This is a genomic window from Coprococcus sp. AM14-16, from assembly GCF_003434675.1.
Lineage (GTDB): Bacteria > Bacillota > Clostridia > Lachnospirales > Lachnospiraceae > Coprococcus > Coprococcus aceti.
The window spans coordinates 345,932-363,903 of sequence record NZ_QTLL01000003.1; the positions used below are offsets into that span (position 1 = coordinate 345,932).

The 17,972-nt window shown below is 46.0% G+C and carries 19 protein-coding genes; 2 read left to right on the forward strand and 17 right to left on the reverse strand.

Annotation, left to right across the window (positions count from 1 at the left end; translation table 11 throughout):
* Nucleotide 1: 1 nt before the first annotated feature.
* The 12 genes from DW159_RS11880 to DW159_RS11935 form a co-directional block, all read right to left on the reverse strand.
* A complete protein-coding gene (locus DW159_RS11880; protein WP_015533590.1) occupies nucleotides 2-280 on the reverse strand; it encodes a hypothetical protein in 279 nt (92 codons plus the stop codon).
* Between the two features lie 46 nt (nucleotides 281-326).
* The gene (locus tag DW159_RS11885) at nucleotides 327-791 is read right to left on the reverse strand and encodes a threonine/serine exporter family protein (RefSeq protein WP_055222929.1); all 465 of its coding nucleotides are present in this window, start codon (nucleotides 789-791) and stop codon (nucleotides 327-329) included.
* A gap of 13 nt (nucleotides 792-804) precedes the next feature.
* Nucleotides 805-1,617 carry a threonine/serine exporter family protein gene (locus tag DW159_RS11890; protein WP_117551007.1) on the reverse strand — a complete coding sequence of 271 codons (813 nt, stop codon included), beginning with the start codon at nucleotides 1,615-1,617 and terminating at the stop codon, nucleotides 805-807.
* Between the two features lie 42 nt (nucleotides 1,618-1,659).
* Nucleotides 1,660-2,307, reverse strand: a complete 648-nt coding sequence (locus tag DW159_RS11895; RefSeq protein ID WP_117551062.1) for a DUF6709 family protein — start codon at nucleotides 2,305-2,307, stop codon at nucleotides 1,660-1,662.
* 117 nt (nucleotides 2,308-2,424) lie between these two features.
* Nucleotides 2,425-3,168 (reverse strand): tRNA pseudouridine(38-40) synthase TruA, encoded by a 744-nt coding sequence (truA, locus tag DW159_RS11900; RefSeq protein ID WP_117551009.1) that lies wholly within the window; start codon nucleotides 3,166-3,168, stop codon nucleotides 2,425-2,427.
* A 99-nt stretch (nucleotides 3,169-3,267) separates the two neighbouring features.
* On the reverse strand, nucleotides 3,268-3,897 hold the full coding sequence (locus tag DW159_RS11905; RefSeq protein WP_117551011.1) for a sugar O-acetyltransferase: 630 nt from the start codon (nucleotides 3,895-3,897) through the stop codon (nucleotides 3,268-3,270).
* A gap of 537 nt (nucleotides 3,898-4,434) precedes the next feature.
* Nucleotides 4,435-5,187, reverse strand: coding sequence for a PAQR family membrane homeostasis protein TrhA (trhA, locus tag DW159_RS11910; protein ID WP_117551013.1), 753 nt, complete (start codon nucleotides 5,185-5,187; stop codon nucleotides 4,435-4,437).
* 134 nt (nucleotides 5,188-5,321) lie between these two features.
* Nucleotides 5,322-6,920, reverse strand: coding sequence for a putative ABC transporter permease subunit (locus tag DW159_RS11915; protein ID WP_117551015.1), 1,599 nt, complete (start codon nucleotides 6,918-6,920; stop codon nucleotides 5,322-5,324).
* A complete protein-coding gene (locus tag DW159_RS11920; RefSeq protein ID WP_117551017.1) occupies nucleotides 6,917-7,627 on the reverse strand; it encodes an ABC transporter ATP-binding protein in 711 nt (236 codons plus the stop codon). The genes DW159_RS11915 and DW159_RS11920 overlap by 4 nt, the downstream gene beginning before the upstream one ends.
* Before the next feature lie 60 nt (nucleotides 7,628-7,687).
* A complete protein-coding gene (locus DW159_RS11925; protein ID WP_117551019.1) occupies nucleotides 7,688-9,130 on the reverse strand; it encodes an MATE family efflux transporter in 1,443 nt (480 codons plus the stop codon).
* A 207-nt stretch (nucleotides 9,131-9,337) separates the two neighbouring features.
* On the reverse strand, nucleotides 9,338-9,886 hold the full coding sequence (locus tag DW159_RS11930) for a hypothetical protein (protein ID WP_117551021.1): 549 nt from the start codon (nucleotides 9,884-9,886) through the stop codon (nucleotides 9,338-9,340).
* Nucleotides 9,887-9,920: 34 nt separating this feature from the next.
* A complete protein-coding gene (locus tag DW159_RS11935) occupies nucleotides 9,921-10,760 on the reverse strand; it encodes an ATP-binding protein (RefSeq protein ID WP_117551022.1) in 840 nt (279 codons plus the stop codon).
* A 145-nt stretch (nucleotides 10,761-10,905) separates the two neighbouring features.
* On the opposite strand from DW159_RS11935, the gene DW159_RS11940 reads away from it, so the two are divergent.
* Entirely contained in the window at nucleotides 10,906-11,592 is a 687-nt protein-coding gene (locus DW159_RS11940; protein WP_117551024.1) for a Crp/Fnr family transcriptional regulator, read from the forward strand.
* A gap of 103 nt (nucleotides 11,593-11,695) precedes the next feature.
* Nucleotides 11,696-11,932 (forward strand): hypothetical protein, encoded by a 237-nt coding sequence (locus tag DW159_RS11945; RefSeq protein ID WP_015533578.1) that lies wholly within the window; start codon nucleotides 11,696-11,698, stop codon nucleotides 11,930-11,932.
* An 89-nt stretch (nucleotides 11,933-12,021) separates the two neighbouring features.
* Here the strand turns inward: DW159_RS11945 and DW159_RS11950 are convergent, their stop codons facing one another.
* From DW159_RS11950 to DW159_RS11970, 5 genes are all read right to left on the reverse strand, one after another.
* Nucleotides 12,022-13,755: an ABC transporter ATP-binding protein gene (locus DW159_RS11950; protein ID WP_117551026.1), complete on the reverse strand. Its 1,734-nt coding sequence runs from the start codon at nucleotides 13,753-13,755 to the stop codon at nucleotides 12,022-12,024.
* A 1-nt stretch (nucleotide 13,756) separates the two neighbouring features.
* Complete coding sequence (locus tag DW159_RS11955) at nucleotides 13,757-15,520, reverse strand: ABC transporter ATP-binding protein (protein ID WP_117551028.1); 1,764 nt, start codon at nucleotides 15,518-15,520, stop codon at nucleotides 13,757-13,759.
* A gap of 123 nt (nucleotides 15,521-15,643) precedes the next feature.
* Nucleotides 15,644-16,273, reverse strand: a complete 630-nt coding sequence (locus DW159_RS11960; RefSeq protein ID WP_117551030.1) for a TetR/AcrR family transcriptional regulator — start codon at nucleotides 16,271-16,273, stop codon at nucleotides 15,644-15,646.
* A gap of 99 nt (nucleotides 16,274-16,372) precedes the next feature.
* On the reverse strand, nucleotides 16,373-16,723 hold the full coding sequence (locus DW159_RS11965; protein ID WP_117551032.1) for a hypothetical protein: 351 nt from the start codon (nucleotides 16,721-16,723) through the stop codon (nucleotides 16,373-16,375).
* On the reverse strand, nucleotides 16,695-17,846 hold the full coding sequence (locus DW159_RS11970; protein WP_242992712.1) for a DNA/RNA non-specific endonuclease: 1,152 nt from the start codon (nucleotides 17,844-17,846) through the stop codon (nucleotides 16,695-16,697). Before DW159_RS11970 ends, DW159_RS11965 begins: the two co-directional genes overlap by 29 nt.
* Nucleotides 17,847-17,972 lie beyond the last annotated feature (126 nt).

Consider the following 17,972-nt stretch of genomic DNA (forward strand, 5'->3'; position numbering starts at 1 on the left):
TTTAGAATTTGAAAAACATCAGCAGGAGTATGATCCCCACAAGCGTGAGTGCCGCTCCCACCAGAAAGGCTATCTTAAACCACTTCTCATCACCTGTCACCCTGTCAAATGTATCATCCTCAACCTCAACAAAGCTGAGTGCCGTCATGGTCATAAGCCCAAGTCCGGTAAAAATCGCAGATGAAGCAGGTATCCTTATGGCCGGTATAACCCACAATATAAAATATACTACATCACATCCAAGCAATATAAACAGCTTTTTTCCATACTTCTCAAGCATAACCCTCGATCTCCTTAATATAACACTTAACTTGTATCATAACACCTTATATGTGTTTACTCAAGCTTTCCGTCTTTTTGTTCTTAAGCCTCCTTATTATGTCATCACATCCACAGACTGCGCTTATTCCCACCGCAATCCCAAGCACGAACAGCATTGTGGAATTGCCATATGCACTTGCGGCCTTCCAGTCTGAATCAAATGCCGCGCTCAGTGTGTAATAGAGCGGAGCCCCCGGCAGAAGCGGGATAAGTCCGACTATGAGATACTGATTTGCCGGTGCTTTCATGATCCTTGCCGCTATCTCAGCATATATGGCAGCCCACAGGCTTGCCGCAAGAGATGGGATAAATACGTCATCTATGATATTTCTGACCAGAATGTATACTATCCATGTGCACATTCCATTGACCGCCGCCGGTATCACATTTCTCTTTCCTAGATTGAACATAAAAGCAAATCCCAGCGAACCTAATAGAGCTGTGACAACCTGTATGATCGTTTGCTGCACTTGTCTGCACCTCCTAAATCGTGATAAATACCGCCAGTGCAAATCCGCACGCTATCGCCGCCGCCCAGAGCAGCGACTCAACCAGCCTCAGACTTCCCGTTATGGTATCCCCTACAAACATGTCCTTCACTGCATTTGTCAGCGCAAGCCCCGGGATCAGCAGCATGATATCTCCTATCATGACCTTGTCCTCATGTATTGGAAGCACGTGCCCTGCCAGTCCGATCAGTACGCCCGTGACAAATGAACTCAGAAAATTAAACAGTATGTTGTTGGTACATATCGGGGCGAAATATATCTGCATCAGCCATATCCCCACAGCAAATGCCGCCGCCATAGCTCCATCAAGTATGGTTCCGCCGAAGAATACCGCAAGCGCTCCCGCCGCCAGCACGCTTCCCACGCACACCCGGAATCTCGGCGCTGATGCCTGCTCTATCTCTTCAATTCGTTCTTTCAGGCCCTCAGTGGCTAGTGGCTGTCTGCAATACTCTCTGCTCAGGGCATTTATCCGCTCCAGCTTCCAGAAGTCCGTCTTTGTCCCATCCCTGGTTCCTCTGGTCATGGAGCACACCGATCCATCCGGCATGTTCATGGTACATACCAGAGTGGATGTAATAGCAAATACGTCCATACGCTCTGCTCCATAAGCAGCTCCCATTCGTCTGAGTGTATCCTCCACTCTCTTCACCTCCGAGCCATTCCGGATCATCATGGCTCCCACATCCATGAACAGGCCGAGCATTTTCACATCCTCCGGACTTCCCTGAGGCATATCCCGCAGCTTCTCCATTCCGCTGTGCCTGTCAATATCCGCCATACCCATATGCCACCATCCTTTTTGTACAGATATACCTCATGCCATTATCTATCTCATTGGAACCTGTTGGAAGTACTGGTGTCTTCTCTCATCCACCATTTTCTCCAGTTCCTTCTGATTGTGGTTATATATCTTATTTATCTCATCGTTGTATCCTATTATTATGTATGGAACCATGCTTTCTATGTATGCAAGGATGTCATCACAGTCCTTCTCCTTCCTCATCGGAAGCGCCATTCCGCTGCCATCATTCAGCCTGACCTCGATCTGGTAAGACTTACCCGCCTTGATTCCGTACACTTTGTTCTGGGTTATGAGCTTATATACCCACATAAGCTCCCTGGTCTCGGCAAAATTCACCGTGTCACCCTTGATATACATGAAGAACTCGTTATTTAATCTGAGGCCATTCACTGCAGCACCTGATCTGTAAAACTGCTCTATCCTCTCCATCTCATATTCAGGATTTGGCTTCTTCTTGCAGTAATCCAGTACGTCTCTTATGTTGCTCTGCCTTATTGCCAGGGATACAAACCATGCCGCAAATGCGAGGAACATCGCGGATCCAAGCCCTATCCATATCGATCCTTCATCTACCCCCATTGCTGCAGCAACACCGGAGATTCCGATTGCTGCAAATATCACTGCTCCAATAATACATTTTATCCTGTACTTTGTTCCAAGCTTCTTTATCATCTGTTTTAACCCCATTTCCTTATTATGTCGTGCATCTTTTTCGATATCTGACAAATCTCCCTTTACATGCATGCTTTCTGCCTATATCACAACATTCAAGTAGCTGTTGCCGTCTTCTCAGTCATATTCAACCGCCATAAGGCATAAACCATGCGGCGGAGCCGTAGGCCCTGCAAGCTGTCTGTCCAGCCCGGCGATTATCTCAGGAATATGCTCCGCACTCATATTCCCATATCCAACCTCTACCAGTGTTCCGGTCAGTATCCTCACCATGTTCTGCAAAAAGCCATTTCCATGGAATCTCATGCGGACGTAGTCTCCCTCCTTGACTATATCCACATCGTATATAGTTCTGACCGTGGATTTCTTCATCTTATTGTTGCCACAAAAAGATCTGAAATCATGCTTTCCGACAAGATACGATGCAGCCTTTTTCATCACATCCACATCAAGTGCACTGCCCTGCGGCACACACCACACATAATTTCTGTCAAATACAGGTTTCTCAGCGCCTACATACAGCGTGTATTCGTAGACTTTACCGGTTGCATTCAGCCTTGCATGAAACCTGTCCCCGGCCACAGCAACCTCAAGCGCGCAGATATCCGCAGGCAGATATCTGTTCAGATAATCTTTTATCTCTTCCGGAGTCTTATCTGTTTCTACCCTTCCGTTCGCCACCATGGCTCTGGCATGCACTCCCGCATCAGTCCTGCCTGCACCATGGATATCGACCTTTGCATCGACCATCCTGGTGAGGGCCGCCTCTATTCGCCCCTCCACTGTATCCGCATTTGTCTTGCTCTCCCAGCCGTGATAACGTGTGCCATCATAGCTGAAAGTAAATCTGTAATTTACCATATGTCCTCTCCAGGGACGCTTCTTTTGTCACAAGGAGTGTCCCTCTGTCATATAAATCCAATCCAGGGGACACTCCTTGTGACAAAAGAAGCGTCCCCACTACAGCACCTGCTCGCCTGTGTCTGTCTCAAATTCCTTTACCTGTTCAAGCCAATATTGCTTATCTTTTTCTGTTATCGGTCTCATGACTTTACATGGATTTCCAGCAGCTATCACACCATCCGGAATATCCTTTGTGACAACCGCCCCTGAGCCTATGACAACATTTGAACCTATGGTCACACCCGGATTGATGACCGTATTTCCGCCGATCCATACATTATCGCCTATTGTGACCGGCTTGCCAAGCTCCACACCGGCATTTCTGATCATCGCATCTATCGGATGACATGCGCAGTATATATTGACCCTTGGTCCCAGAAATGCATGATCTCCAATGATGACGTCACACTGATCCAGAACTATCAGCCCTGTATTTGCATAGAAATAGTCTCCCACATGTATATTTGTTCCATAGTCGCAGTAAAATGGCGGCTCTATGTAACACTCCTTTCCCATGTGTGCGAATAATTTTCCAAGATACTCGCCTGTTCTTGTCATTGTCTCAGACCTCGGAGCACCGTTGAACTTATCAACCAGATCCTTCGCCTTCCCCTCCGGATCCCAGTCCACACATTTATATAACTTACCAGCTTTCATTCTGCCAAGCATTTTCTCTACTCTGTCCATAGAATTTCCTCCTCGTATTATAATATTTACTCATCATGTTTATATCTGCCTAAAAGATACCATTCTTTATGGCTGCAATCAACCGCAAATATAATTACTCGTAAATCGAATCCAATATAAGCAATAAACTTCTATCGGTAACAGAAAAACTGCTCTCCAGATATTATAATAAGCCGTGTGCCTGTATTCTGAATCGATAGCGTAATCGACTGAACTTCAGCTCTTATTGCCGGAGCGGCGCACACAAACGCCCTTATCGTGCGCAGAGCGCAGTGCAAATATAAGCAAGCTGAAACGAAGGAAGATTAGCGTGATTCATAACCAGCCATTTTCAGGCGATATAAAAAGGCCATGATATTATGTGTGCAATCGATAATGCAGACTGCCTCTCTTTACTGCTTCCTGCCGAGGTGGCGACCGCAGCGCCCTTATTGCGGTCAGAGCCGAGTGCATATGGAAGCAAAGTAAAGTGAGGCTAGGCAAATGTGATTGCACGCATATATCATGGCCTTATACGCTTGAAAATGGCGTCCGTCATCAATACACATAAAGGTACATCCCAAACCAATGCAGCGCGGCCCCCAGCATCACAAAGATATGCCAGATAAAGTGCGCCCCCTTGGTGTCCTTCACAAATGGAATCATGCCAAGCGTATAGACAACACCTCCGCCCACGATCCATCCCAGAAGCGGCTTGTCATTTCTGAACCAGCCCGGAATGAACATGATAGCGCTCCATCCGATGACGAAGTACAGCGTATAGTGTATCGGTCTGAACCTGCCCGGGCCGAACACACATATGATGGTGATCCCCGCTATAATAAGTGCCCACTGCACACAGAACAACACTATTCCAAGCACATTTCCCCAGTACACAAGGTACAGTGGAGCAAATGTTCCGCCTATCAGCAGATATATCGAGGAATAGTCAAATCTTCTCCAGAGCCGCTTGACTGCCAGACCGGATTTGTATGAATGATACAGACAGCTCATGAGAAACATCAATATCAGTGATATTCCATAAAAACACGATGCCATCACTTTGAGTCCTGTGTCTGACTTCAGGAGAAGAAGGACAAGTCCGGCTATGGCAAGCCCTGCTCCTATTCCGTGGGTAACAGCATTTCCCACCTCCTCGAGAACGGTGAGCTTTGGCGGCTCATTCAGTTCCCTGTAGTGCTGCCTTTTTGCTCTTTTTGCCTCTTTCTTCTCTTCTTTTCTTTTCTCTTTGTCCAGTTCAGCTTTCTGCTGACTACTCATATCTAATTCCGAGTTCTTTATTTCTGCCATATTTAATCCTGAAACTTCTTTCTATCTATAACTCTATCTATAATTTATTCTGCTATCTATAATCTACACTGTCTTACAACCGCAGTCTCCAGCTTCCATGCAGAGCACAGCCCTGGATTCATCATCGCAGACCACTAGAGCGCCTCAAACACCTGCACCCCACGTCTCTTCAGCCATATTCTAAACAAAACTGCAGCGGCTGCCGTCAATGCAGTGCTTATTGCTAGATACATTGTCGCTCCGGTAAAACCTCCGAATAACAAATATCCCACCACAAGTACAATAATATACACAAAATTAGATAAAAGAGCAACAAGTACACCCATGCTCTGCTTCACGACTGATGCTTCCGACGTCCAGTCAAGCTTTGGTATCTTGAGATTGACTGCAAGCCCTATGTATGCAGTCAGGCACACATAAAGACATGGTATCAGTAACATCATCACGCCATCTACAAGTGATGGTGTCACAAAAACAAGCATCACTATATCAAGGATCAGCGCCGGAATCAGGGTAAGTATCACATGCATCCTCAGTTTTGCCCTAAGTATCTGCCACGATGTGACTGGAAGCGAACGCACGATCCAAAGATTCTTTCCCTCCAGAGATATCGATGGTGCAGTCAGATCATTCATCGACGCGGCGGCACATACGGCTATGCACGCCCCAATTATAAGTACACCATCCGGTAGTCCGGGAATTTTCGTAATCATATCTACTACATACTGTCCTTTAACAAGACAAACCACTGCCATAGCGATCATTATCAATGTCCCCAGGGAACAGTTGAGCATATATACGGCAGATGCTGCCAGTCTTTTGAACTCTTTCTGAAGAAGTGCTGCATCCTGGCTCTGCGCCTTTGCAGCTTTTATTATATTCTTCCTTTTGGTATGTCCGGCTTTTGTCGTCACGATTCCGATGAATGTTCTCTCAAGTACCAGCCACACTGCAAGAGAGATGATCAATGTGCCTGCTGCCACAAACGCCAGCTGCAATCCATCTCCTGTAGCCGCACGACCAATTGAATAGAGCGGATATGCAGCACCTTTTATCTTTGCACTGTATTCTCCGCTGTTTGCCAGGATCTTTGAGAGCAGCTTATTTGCATTCATGTATACAGCATAATATGCGGCTATAAATGCCAGTGACAATACAACTGTCACAAAGCTCTTATTTCTGGTCTTATTGCCTATCTTCCCCACTACCCAGCCAAGTATACATGAGAGCACCAGTATGACAAATGTCAGAAGAACCAGCACTATAATAGATGACACGACCGGCCACACACCGGGATGAGCTACTATTCCATATACTATGATACCGGGAACCATGGCGGTCACGGCGAACATCGCACCCATGATGTACACCCCTGACAGTCTTGCAAATAATATAGCCCTGACCGGGATGGGCAGTGACAGCATCAGGTCATTGTCTTTTGCCTGATACAAGCTCGCATATGTATTGAACACACTTCCTAATATACCGATGGTCAACGCCATCATAGACATCATCGCCATGTACATCCAATCAAGCCCCGCAGAACAAAGTGGCTCACACACCGAATATGCCTCCATTCCGAACATGGCTCCCATACAGCCCTGCAGCACTGCCACATAACTGATGATACCCAGAACTACAGCACCTTTGGATCTGGACTTTCCAGTCTTCCGGTCAACGAAAAATCCACTGAACAGCATCTTAAGCTGTTTCTTCATCAATATCCTTATCATGACTCACCCTCCAGATCAAGGAACACGGATTCAAGTGACTCGTCTCCCTTCACCTGCTCCATTATTCCCGCCTTCACCAGTCGTCCGCATTTGATGATCGCCACTTTATCGCACAGCTTTTCTGCGACTTCCAATACATGTGTGGAGAAGAATATCGCCCCTCCGTCATCACACATTTTTCTCATCATCTGCTTGAGTATATGGGAAGCCTTTGGATCGAGTCCGACAAACGGTTCATCCATGATGACAAGTTTCGGCTCATGTATCCATGCCGATATGATTGCCAGTTTCTGTTTCATACCATGAGAATACTCGGATACCAGCTGTCCGAGGTTGTCTTTTATCTCAAATGCGTCAGCATATTTGTCTATGAGCTCGTCCCTGACTTCCTCCGGCACGTCAAATATATCTGCTATAAAATTCAAATATCCGATTCCGGTCATAAAATCATACATATCTGGATTGTCAGGAATATATGCCATCTGTTTCTTGCATTCCAGCGGTTTTTCCTTTATGGACACACCATCTATAAGGATATCTCCCTCCTCAAAATTCAGGATCCCTGTACACGCCTTTATAGTGGTTGTCTTACCTGCTCCGTTGTGTCCGATGAAACCATATATCTCCCCCGGCATTATATGTAGGCTTAGATTGTCCACCGCCAACTTATCTCCGTATCTCTTTGTGAGATTTTTTATTTGCAGCATATTATTTTCTCCTTTTTCAAAACAGGGGACGGAGGTACCTGACCTCTCCGTCCCCATAGATTATCGCGCTCTATGCTTATTTCGCTTCATCCTGCCCCTGAACTCATCAAGTGCCGCGCGACCAGGTCCCGTCATAGGTTTGATCCACCTTCCCTTCAGTAGATACGGCGTGAGTATGACAAATCTCAGAAGTTCATCCGTGTAAACAAATGAGAACACTGCGAGGAATGGCAGCTTGAGCACCATTCCTGCTACCCATGTAGCCGGGACCGAAAACAACATCAGTCCACTGATCTCCATAACTGTTCCAACGATGGCCTCACCGCCTGCACGGAAGCACTCGTTCTGTATATAGCAGCATGTTCTGACTGCTCCGAAGAACAGATATATTATAAGCATATACTTTGTGTACATCATCGCCTCAGCCCCGAGTCCAAACAATCCGAACAGCGGATTGTGCAGCAGCATCGTGATGAGCACAATTGTGAATGTGATGGCAGGACATACCAGTGCAGCTCTCTTGGCATAGGAAAGTCCCCTGTCCAGATTACCCGCGCCAACTTCATTTCCCACGGCAACGCTGGACGCATTTGCCAGACCACCAAAGAATGCATATACAAACCCTTCACATACACGGAATGCAGCCATGGCGGCTATGGCGGAATCACTCTGATGTCCCATGACAACGTTGATTATCATCTGGCCCACGCCATAGAGGATCTCGTTGCATACGATTGGGAATGCCTTGGACGCATAGGACTTCACAAAACCCATATCAATATCAAATGCCTTTCGCGCGCTGAACTTTATCTCATGCCTGCTCTTTGCAAGATACAGAATGAGCAATGCTATGTTCACGATACCAGACACCAGTGTACCTATAGCCGCACCGGCAACTCCCATCTTGGGAGCGCCAAATCTACCGTAGATCAACACAAAATTTATACAAAAGTTGAGTAAAAGTGAGATGACCGAGCACACCAGTGGCACCTTCACCCTCTCAGTCGATTTTAAAAGTGCTGTAATGATCGCGGCAAATACCTGAAGCGGATACGACCATCCAACTATTCTCATATATGGCTTCGCAAGTGCTATGATCTCTACTTTATCTGTATATATTCCAAGTATCCACCCCGGTGCAACCACAGTCACCACCGCAAATGCTATTCCAAATATTCCCGCACATATGATCGCCAGACCAAATGCTTTGTTCATTCCCTCCGGATCCTTGGCACCCCAGTATTGAGACATGAACAGAAGAGAGCAGCTGACAAATCCCCAATATGTTGAAAACAAAAGTGATCCTATCTGTGCACACACGCCAACCGCCGCAACGGCGATCTCGCCCTCACTTCCTATCATGATGGTATCAACCATACTGGCGGTGGTCGCCAGCAGATTCTGCATCGCAATAGGCACAGCAAGCACAGCAAGCATTCTGGCAAATTCTTTCCATGTCACCTTTTTATTATTTTTTACAAAGCCCGTAGCAGCACTTCCCATTTTTGTTACCTTTTCCTGTTATTATCTCTTTCATCATTTAATTTGATGCATCCGACTATTGTACTCCCGAATAATTGTATTTGCAATGGCTTTATACCTGTAGTATGAAGTATTTTCTTATTAATTTTAACAAGCGCACCACTTTCATTCCATCTGTGATGCGCCAAGCCTTGTTATTTTCAAGTATTACATTTTTGTGTGCCATTGTTACATACTGTTGTTGGTTGACAAATCTTCAAGCTCACGCTCTACTCTCTCAAGCTCGCCGTCACTCCAGTTCTCCCCCAGTGCAAATACTGCCCTGCACACACTGAAGTTCACCTCGCCATCTGCGTTGATCTCCCCGGAGATCACTCTGTGGGATATCTTCTGAAGTGTGGAAAGTATGTCTATCCGCACGTCCGATATGACAGAAGGCTCTGCCACATTGCCATCACTATTGCCTTCCTCGTGCTCTGTCCGTTCTTCTCTGTACACGCTCTCCCAATCATAATCTGCAGTCCTGCCACATGGTGCACCGCATACACTGCAGTCAGGGACAATTGTATGCTTATCAGCATGCACCCTTGCGATCATCGCCTTCATGTCTGCATCAGAGATGCCAAGAGCAATATCAGACATGTGCAAACCTTCTATTATTATGTTATTTGTATCATCAGTCACATGCATCATCCCATCAGTGGCTCTCACCAGCCCTATCAGAGCACCGACCAGACGACTGCCTGTCTCAGTTGTAATTCTTATTTTATCTTCCATTGTCTTTACCTTTCATGGTGCTGTGAAGAGAATGTCAGTCAAGAATTCTTCCATCTATTGATATTGTTGCAACCTGCCATGGGATAAACTTGCCGCTGTCCTGAAGTGCCTTCTTCGCAGCCATCTCCAGTCCTCCACAACAAGGAACCTCCATACGGACTATTGTAACACTTTGTATGTCATTTCGCCTGATAATCTCTGTAAGTTTCTCTGAATAATCGACACTGTCAAGTTTCGGACAGCCAATCAGAGTCACATGTCCCTTTATGAATTTCTCGTGGAACGATGCATAGGCATAGGCTGTACAGTCCGCCGCTATAAGCAACTTTGCACCATCAAAGTATGACGCATTTACCGGGGCAAGTTTGATCTGCACCGGCCACTGTGTGAGCTGGCTCGGGCGCTCATAATTATATATGTCACCCGCCTGCTGATTGACTGTTTTATCAGTTGTACTCTGTACGCATTCTACTGCTGCCTGTTCATATGAGCTTGCCTGTACTGCTTCACCTGAAGCTGCTGCCGGTCTCCTGAATATGCTTCTCGCCATAGAACCAGGGCAACCGGAGTGTGCCGGACTTTTTCCATGCATCACTCCTGAGCCAACCATATTTTTGGATTTTTCTGCATCGAATCTTGCCTGTTTGTTTGCCATGACTGCCGCCTCATCATACGCAGCCGCCTCTCTCTCCACAAATGTTATGGCTCCTGTAGGACACGACGGCAGGCAGTCGCCAAGTCCATCACAATAATCGTCTCTGAGCAGCTTTGCTTTGCCGTTTACCATGCCTATAGCACCCTCATGGCACGCATTTGCACAGGCTCCACATCCATTACACTTGTCCTCGTCTATCTGTATAACTCTTCTTATCATATATATTTCCTCCAATCTTTTTCCTGCTTTTAACGTCATTATATTCAGTCAGAGCATTTGTGTATGTTGAATTTTCAACATAAAAATGTTATACTTTTCAGGGATATTCCTTGTGACAAAAGAAGCGTCCCCACTAAGAGGTAATATGAACAAATACATGGACACATTATTGAAATCCAGTCTTTTTTCCAGTATCACCGCTGATGACGTTGACTCCATACTGGACTGTCTGGGTGCAATCATCAAAAAATACCAAAAAAATGAGTGTATTCTCATGGCTGGCAACACAACAGAATATATAGGATTGCTGCTTACAGGCAAAGCGATAGTCATCCAGGAGGATTACTGGGGTGGTCAAAGCGTCATGTCTGCCATCATGCCCGGACACACGTTTGCGGAATCATATGCCTGTACCCCTGGCTCCGTACTCGACGTCAGCGTATATGCTGAAGCTGCAAGTTCTGTATTGTTTCTGAATGTTCAAAAAATGCTCACCACCTGCCCGGTAACATGTGGCAGACATAATCAGATGATAAGAAATCTCCTGTGCGATCTCGCCGGCAAGAACCTGAGGCTCGGCGAAAAATCAAAGCACATGAGCCAGAAAACAACCAGGGATAAGTTGCTCTCCTACCTGTCATCGGAGATGCACAGACATGGCAGCAACGAATTTGATATACCATTTTCCAGACAGCAGCTCGCTGACTTTTTGTCCGTGGACCGCAGTGGACTGTCTACTGAACTTGGCAGGATGAAGACTGATGGGCTGATTGACTTCCACAAATCTCATTTTGTTCTTAAGTCTCCTGCCCAGGGGTGGACTGATGTGTGATGTTGATGTATCATGTAATTAACTGTTCAGGGAAATTCATTACAGATGGGGGATTTTCCCTGATTCAGGATTTATCAATATAATATGATCAGGAGGGATTTCAATGAAACCAATGAAAACTATCAAAGACGGATGGAACAAATTCACTGTTGTCGTAAAGGATAAAGACTACTCAACAAGAGAGGCCGTGCTTTTCGCTATCTGCACATTCCTCACAGGGCTTGTGCTCGGAATGCTCTGCTCTCCTAGAAAGAGCCAGACATTTGGCTCATACAACGGCAACTGCAGCGATGGCGGCTGTAACTGCGACTGCGATTATGATGAGGACGATTTTGAGTAGGCTGCGAACTGATAACTAATATCCCAAAGCAAAAGACAGGTGTCGATTATCTGACACCTGTCTTCTGTGTTTCACAGGATACATTTCACTTATATCTTCCAGCTAACTGCCAGTTCTCTCGAATCCACAAATCTCCTGTAGATTCCGTCCTGCTTCATGAGTTCTTCGTGGGTTCCCTTCTGGGCTATTCTTCCCTGATCCACCACTACTATCTGATCCGCATGTCTTACGGTCTTGAGTCTATGGGCGATCATGATGATCGTCTTCTCCTTTGTCAGGGCATCCACTGCAAGAGTAAGCTCCTTCTCGTTCTCAGGATCGACATTTGCAGTCGCCTCGTCAAGGATGATGATAGGTGAATCCTTCATGATGGCGCGGGCTATGGATATTCTCTGCTTCTCACCGCCTGAGAGGGTTGCACCGCCCTCACCGATCACAGTGTTGTAACCGTCAGGAAGCTTGCTGATGAAGTCATGGCAGCACGCCTTCTTTGCAGCCTCCACAACCTCTTCATGGGTTGCCTCCGGCCTTCCGAACTTGATGTTGTTCTCTATGGTATCAGCAAAGAGATATACATTCTGGAATACAAATGAGAAGTTGTTCATGAGACTGTTCATGCTGTAATCCTTAACATTTGTTCCGCCCAGGGTTATCTCTCCCGAATCCACATCCCAGAATCTGGCGATCAGATTGCACAGGGTTGTCTTTCCACCGCCAGATGGTCCGACTATCGCCGTCGTTGTCTTCTCCGGTATGGTGAGTGAGATTCCGTCTATTATCTTTCTCTTGTCGTAAGAGAACTCTATATTCTTAACCTCTATATCGTGATTTTCAGGATTGAGTTCCTTTCCATCTATATCCATTGTGTCAAGTCCGAGCACTACATTTGCCTTGTCTACGCACACACTGACCACATGTATCAGTGATGAAAATGTTCCCATGGTCTCAAGGCCCCCGTAGAGCATGAATGCCGCGATCGACATACCCACAGCATACAGAACGCTCATGCTGCCATTTATATAAAAGTAAGCCGAAAGTCCTATTATCGCTACCCCTGTAAGCTTTGTCACAATGCTTTGGAGAAAATGATATGGGACATAGACAAGCTCCATCTTTACATTTGCCCTGACGCAGGCTTCATTTGCCGCATTGAGTCTCTTCGTCTGCTTGCCGATGAGGTTGTAGGACTTGACCTCTGATATGCCCTGTATGTACTCCATGATCTGATTTATGAGTTCAGTGTCACAGTCAACCTTGGCTGAAGATGCCTGCTTTCCGGCATTCTGCATCACAGTATTTATCACAAGGAATATGGCAACTCCTGCAAATGATACCAGCGCGATCCTCCAGTCGCAGAGCAGGATCATGAGTATGATCATGGATGTCTCGAGGAGTCCCTGGGTCGTGAGCATGACAACTCTCGTAGCCACATCTCCCAGATTCTCCATGGTATTTGTCGTAACTGATGCGATCTCACCTATGCTGTTGGAATTGAAATATCCCATAGGCACATATCTGAGGTGCTCCGCCATCTCTATACGCTTGAATGCCGCTGTGGTGTAGCCACCCTCTGTCTGCAGCACGGTCGACGACATCTTGCACAGTATTCCAACTACGATCGATACCGCCATGATGGCTATTGAACCAAGTATATATTTTCCAAGGTCTTTTCCTTCTATAACGCCCATGAGGACACACATTATAGCCGGGATCTTCAGTGCCGATGCCAGTGCGTCTATCAGGCTTATCGCTATTGAACGCTTGAACTTGCGGCTGTTTTCCTTACCTGAGAACAGGAAGAACTTTTTTAATACTCCAAACATATTACTCGCCCTCCTTTTCATCGCCTGCCGTATCCTTGACCGAGATGTGCGCCTGCCACATATCCCTGTAAAGTGTGCATTTGCTAAGAAGCTCCTCATGTGTTCCATGAGCCTCCACATTTCCTGCATTTACCACAAATATCTGATCCGCATCCTTGATGGTGGAAAGTCTGTGGGCTATGACTATCAGCGTCTTACCCGCCACAAGCTTGGCGATAGAGCTCTGAAGTATGGCCTCATTCTCCGGATCGGTGTAGGCTGTTGCCTCGTCCAGTATAACTATCGGCGCGTCCTTCAGCATCGCCCTGGCGATGGATATCCTCTGTCTCTCACCGCCCGACAAATGTCCACCTGCACCGCCGACCACGGTGTCAAATCCGTTCTCAAGGTTCATGATGAAGTCGTAGCAACCACTCTTTCTGGCTACCTCGAAGGCCTCGGCGTCCGTGGCATCCGGTCTTCCCTGTCTTATGTTGTCCCTGACTGTCTCGTTGAACAGGTAATTATCCTGTGACACATACGCAAGCCTGTCGTTGAAATCCGTCAGCGCGATATCCTTTATGTCCACGCCTCCGATCTCTATGCTTCCGCTGTTCACATCCCACAGTGAAGCTATCAGCTTGGCTATTGTAGACTTTCCGCTTCCCGACGGACCGACTATCGCATTTACCGTTCCCGCCTTTATATCCATGCTCACGCCGTGGAGTATCTCCTTGTCGTGATAGCCAAATGTGATATCTGTAACCTTTATTCCATTGTCCTTCGGCTGTGCCTTTGTGTGCTCAGGTCTTACGAGTTCAGGCTGCTCCAGGATTCCTGTAACCTCTCCGATGACTGTCGACAGCTTGCCCAGATCATCGGTGTATGAACCGATTGTAAGCAGCGGACCGACTATTCCAAGTGAGAGGATGATACACACAACGAAATCCGCTGTGGTGAGCGAACCATTTGACACATAGTGCGCACCTATCGGAAGGACCGTTGCAAGTGTGTACGGTGTGATGACGAACATGGCTGCTTGGAAGAATGAGCACTTCTTCATCCAGTTGATATACGAGTCTGCGTTCTCCTTTGCCGCCTTTGTGAACTTGGCATATGAGCTCTCTGTCTTGCCAAATGCCTTGATGACCTCAATTCCATCTATGTACTCCACTGCTGCGTCGTTAAGTGCCTTGGTCTTCTCAACTGTCCTGTTGTAGTTCTCCTGGAAATCGATCATCATGCCCATGTACGTTACAAATCCAACGACTATCGGGATAAATGAGAACAACGCAAGTCTCCAGTCAACCATGAAAAAATACACGATGACAATGATAGGCGCCAGCAGGTTGGATGTAAACTCAGGCACAACATGTGCCAGAGTCGTCTCTATGCTGTCTATTCTCTCCACCATAATGTTCTTGAACGAACCCGATGGCGTATCCTTCACGTATCCAAGCGGCACCCTTGCAAGCTTGTCGCAGCATGACTTTCTGATATTTGCAAGCACGTTGAATGTTGCCTTGTGGGAACATGCCGTTGATACGCTATGGCAAAGCTCAGCAAGTATAAACGAGCCCGCTATGATAAGAGCCTTCAACATATATTCCCTGAGATCCTTATCCCCGTCAAGGAACATCCTGACCACGTCCGCAATGATGAAATACGGAACTATCTTGAATACTACATTGATAACCGCCAAAATGACGCTCCACACATAGGATGACTTCTTCTGCCCCGCCCATGTGAGGACCCAGCTCACCGCTGATTTCTTTTTTTCTTCCACTTTTTCTCCTCCTTATATCTTGAGCAAAAACTTGTTCGTTTTCGCTTATTTGCATTAGTTTCGTCTAACCTCATAGTTTAAAATTATGCGGTTCGGTATTTTACCTTGCCGCATAACTACTGACTACTCCGGAAACTGCACCTTCCATAGTCTCTCCCAACCTCCAGTGTAGAATTTCTTGAGCTTGCCCACATTCTCTATCGCAGTCTCGCGATCCATGTCGTGTTCTATGATCTGGAATATCGCCGAAAAAAAACCACTATATATCATATGACAAAGGCTGTCGCTTATGTCCGGCACATTTATACCGGCTCTGTGCATCTCATCCACATACTGCTTTGAAGATCTCATCTCACGGCCTACCAGATTATGTATCATATCTCCATACTTCTCATTGTCACTGCACCGCAGTAAAAGTTTGAAATTATCATAATGGTCATACACGTAATTCACCATCTGATCCATTCCGTTCCCAGATGCGCTTGCCATGTTCTCAGTCTGCTTCTCCGGTGGCAGGCTCTGAAACTCCTCAAGAACGCTGTCATATATCCCATATAGCTCCTCCACATACGGATCTATCAGCGCATCAAAAAGAGCCTCCTTTGTAGGATAATATTTATAGAATGCACCTGTTGTAAGTCCGGCATCTTTCACAATGCTTCTGAGCGATGTCCCTGCAAATCCGTACTCAAGGAAATGCTTCAGTGCCGTATTCAGTATGTTTTGTCTTGTATTTTCTGCTTTTTCTGTCATAAAGACTCCTCTCCCGTTTAATATGCCTCGCTTCTGACCGAAACAGATTCCAAATGCAAGTGCCATACCAAACATCAGGCACGCGCAAATATAACAGTGTTATATTACACTGTTATATTTTATATATAATCCCCCTGTTGTCAAGTGCTGTTTTGATAATTTTTCAGCCATATCAAATTTTTGATAAAATATGCGCTTTACCCTTATAAAAAACAACCACCTGATATACAATACGATATCAAGTGATTGTCTAATTAGTTTTTCTCTCTCTTCTCTGCTCTCTTGTCTTATTCTTTTCTCTATCTCCACACTCTTCATATACTCAAGACCTACCTCTCCATCTTTCTTAACTGCGGTCACTATCCGATGAAGCTCTCTCCTAATTTGTTCTGAGTGTATCAGAATCCCAGGCAAAGTCCAACTACGGATTGCAGTTCTTACAAGGTTCATATCCCTCAGATATAAGCTCGTCCCTTGTGGTCGTTCTCTCAGATTTATTCGCTTCCTTCATCTGTTTCACACTCTTGCATGATGGCTTATGAAACTTGCCGGTGTTGGTGTTGACTATGTATGTATCCTCATCCGCAGACTCTTTCTGGATCTCCGATGTATCACTGCCAATATCTGACTCCGTATCCTGAGTTTCTCCGATCATTCCAGCTTCTGCTGTCTGGTCATCATCTCCTTTTTCCTCTGATACTTTAGTGCTGGCATTCTCTCCCGGCACCACATAATCCGGATCCGCTTCGCTGTCCCCTGTAGCATAGTCGATTATCACGCCTGGCTGTACATTGTACACATACACATTGAAACTTACTCCTGCGCCTTTATCCTCCACGGACTCCGCCTCCATCTGCACTCCGGACGCAACCAGATTGTCTCCATCGTATACAGGTGTAACCCTGTAAAGCACATGATTTCCAGTACTTTCCACATAATCAGCTACCTCATTTTCAAATGGCAGCATGCCAGTGACATTCAGATATCTGGTTCCAGTTATCAGATTCTTTTCATTTGCATTCTCCCCGGCAAGCTGATATCCGATCAGATGGCAGCGATTATACAGATAATTGCCGTCTATACGATCATTGTATTTAACTGTATGCCACCCTGAAGGCTTTATCATACCTATCTCGCCGCGCTCCTCCGTTGGCATAATCTCCTTACAGATATTGGCATAGGCAACTCCACATCTTCCAAGAAAGTCCAGATCGCTGTAATTCTCAAATGCCTCCGTCACCATCTCATCCTCACTGAAATAAGGCACATTGCCATTTATCTCACAATATGCCTCTCCCGAATATATGGGAATATCAGCAATCTCCATGCTCGAAGCCTGCTGATCTGCAATATTCTCAGATGCTGCCGCACTGCTTTCAGGTGACGTGTTGCCGGCGTTATCTTTTTTCTCCGCAGCTGTGGTATTCTCTGATTCTGAGGTATCTTCTACAGTCTCCTTCTCATATTCCTTTACCGCAGACCTGCTGCCATCCGCAATTCCTGACATACTGCACCCGGACATCAGCAATGCAAATATTGCTACATACAGTACACTGTAAAATTTTCTTTTCACGTCACATTCTCCTCTCTGAAAATGTTATCCCTGCCTATATACATCCTATTAAAATTTAGCTATCTTTTTCCAAAATGTATAATAACATTCTACATTTTGTCATCCGTTTTGTGAATATATCCCCGC

Excerpts from the sequence above, each read along its gene's own strand:
- DW159_RS11880 (WP_015533590.1), bottom strand. The coding sequence starts at position 280 with ATGCTTGAGAAGTATGGAAAAAAGCTGTTTATATTGCTTGGATGTGAT.
- DW159_RS11890 (WP_117551007.1), bottom strand. The coding sequence starts at position 1,617 with ATGGGTATGGCGGATATTGACAGGCACAGCGGAATGGAGAAGCTGCGG.
- DW159_RS11895 (WP_117551062.1), bottom strand. The coding sequence starts at position 2,307 with ATGATAAAGAAGCTTGGAACAAAGTACAGGATAAAATGTATTATTGGA.
- truA (WP_117551009.1), bottom strand. The coding sequence starts at position 3,168 with ATGGTAAATTACAGATTTACTTTCAGCTATGATGGCACACGTTATCAC.
- DW159_RS11905 (WP_117551011.1), bottom strand. The coding sequence starts at position 3,897 with ATGGACAGAGTAGAGAAAATGCTTGGCAGAATGAAAGCTGGTAAGTTA.
- trhA (WP_117551013.1), bottom strand. The coding sequence starts at position 5,187 with ATGGCAGAAATAAAGAACTCGGAATTAGATATGAGTAGTCAGCAGAAA.
- DW159_RS11915 (WP_117551015.1), bottom strand. The coding sequence starts at position 6,920 with ATGATAAGGATATTGATGAAGAAACAGCTTAAGATGCTGTTCAGTGGA.
- DW159_RS11920 (WP_117551017.1), bottom strand. The coding sequence starts at position 7,627 with ATGCTGCAAATAAAAAATCTCACAAAGAGATACGGAGATAAGTTGGCG.
- DW159_RS11925 (WP_117551019.1), bottom strand. The coding sequence starts at position 9,130 with ATGGGAAGTGCTGCTACGGGCTTTGTAAAAAATAATAAAAAGGTGACA.
- DW159_RS11930 (WP_117551021.1), bottom strand. The coding sequence starts at position 9,886 with ATGGAAGATAAAATAAGAATTACAACTGAGACAGGCAGTCGTCTGGTC.
- DW159_RS11935 (WP_117551022.1), bottom strand. The coding sequence starts at position 10,760 with ATGATAAGAAGAGTTATACAGATAGACGAGGACAAGTGTAATGGATGT.
- DW159_RS11940 (WP_117551024.1), top strand. The coding sequence starts at position 10,906 with ATGAACAAATACATGGACACATTATTGAAATCCAGTCTTTTTTCCAGT.
- DW159_RS11945 (WP_015533578.1), top strand. The coding sequence starts at position 11,696 with ATGAAACCAATGAAAACTATCAAAGACGGATGGAACAAATTCACTGTT.
- DW159_RS11950 (WP_117551026.1), bottom strand. The coding sequence starts at position 13,755 with ATGTTTGGAGTATTAAAAAAGTTCTTCCTGTTCTCAGGTAAGGAAAAC.
- DW159_RS11960 (WP_117551030.1), bottom strand. The coding sequence starts at position 16,273 with ATGACAGAAAAAGCAGAAAATACAAGACAAAACATACTGAATACGGCA.
- DW159_RS11965 (WP_117551032.1), bottom strand. The coding sequence starts at position 16,723 with ATGAACCTTGTAAGAACTGCAATCCGTAGTTGGACTTTGCCTGGGATT.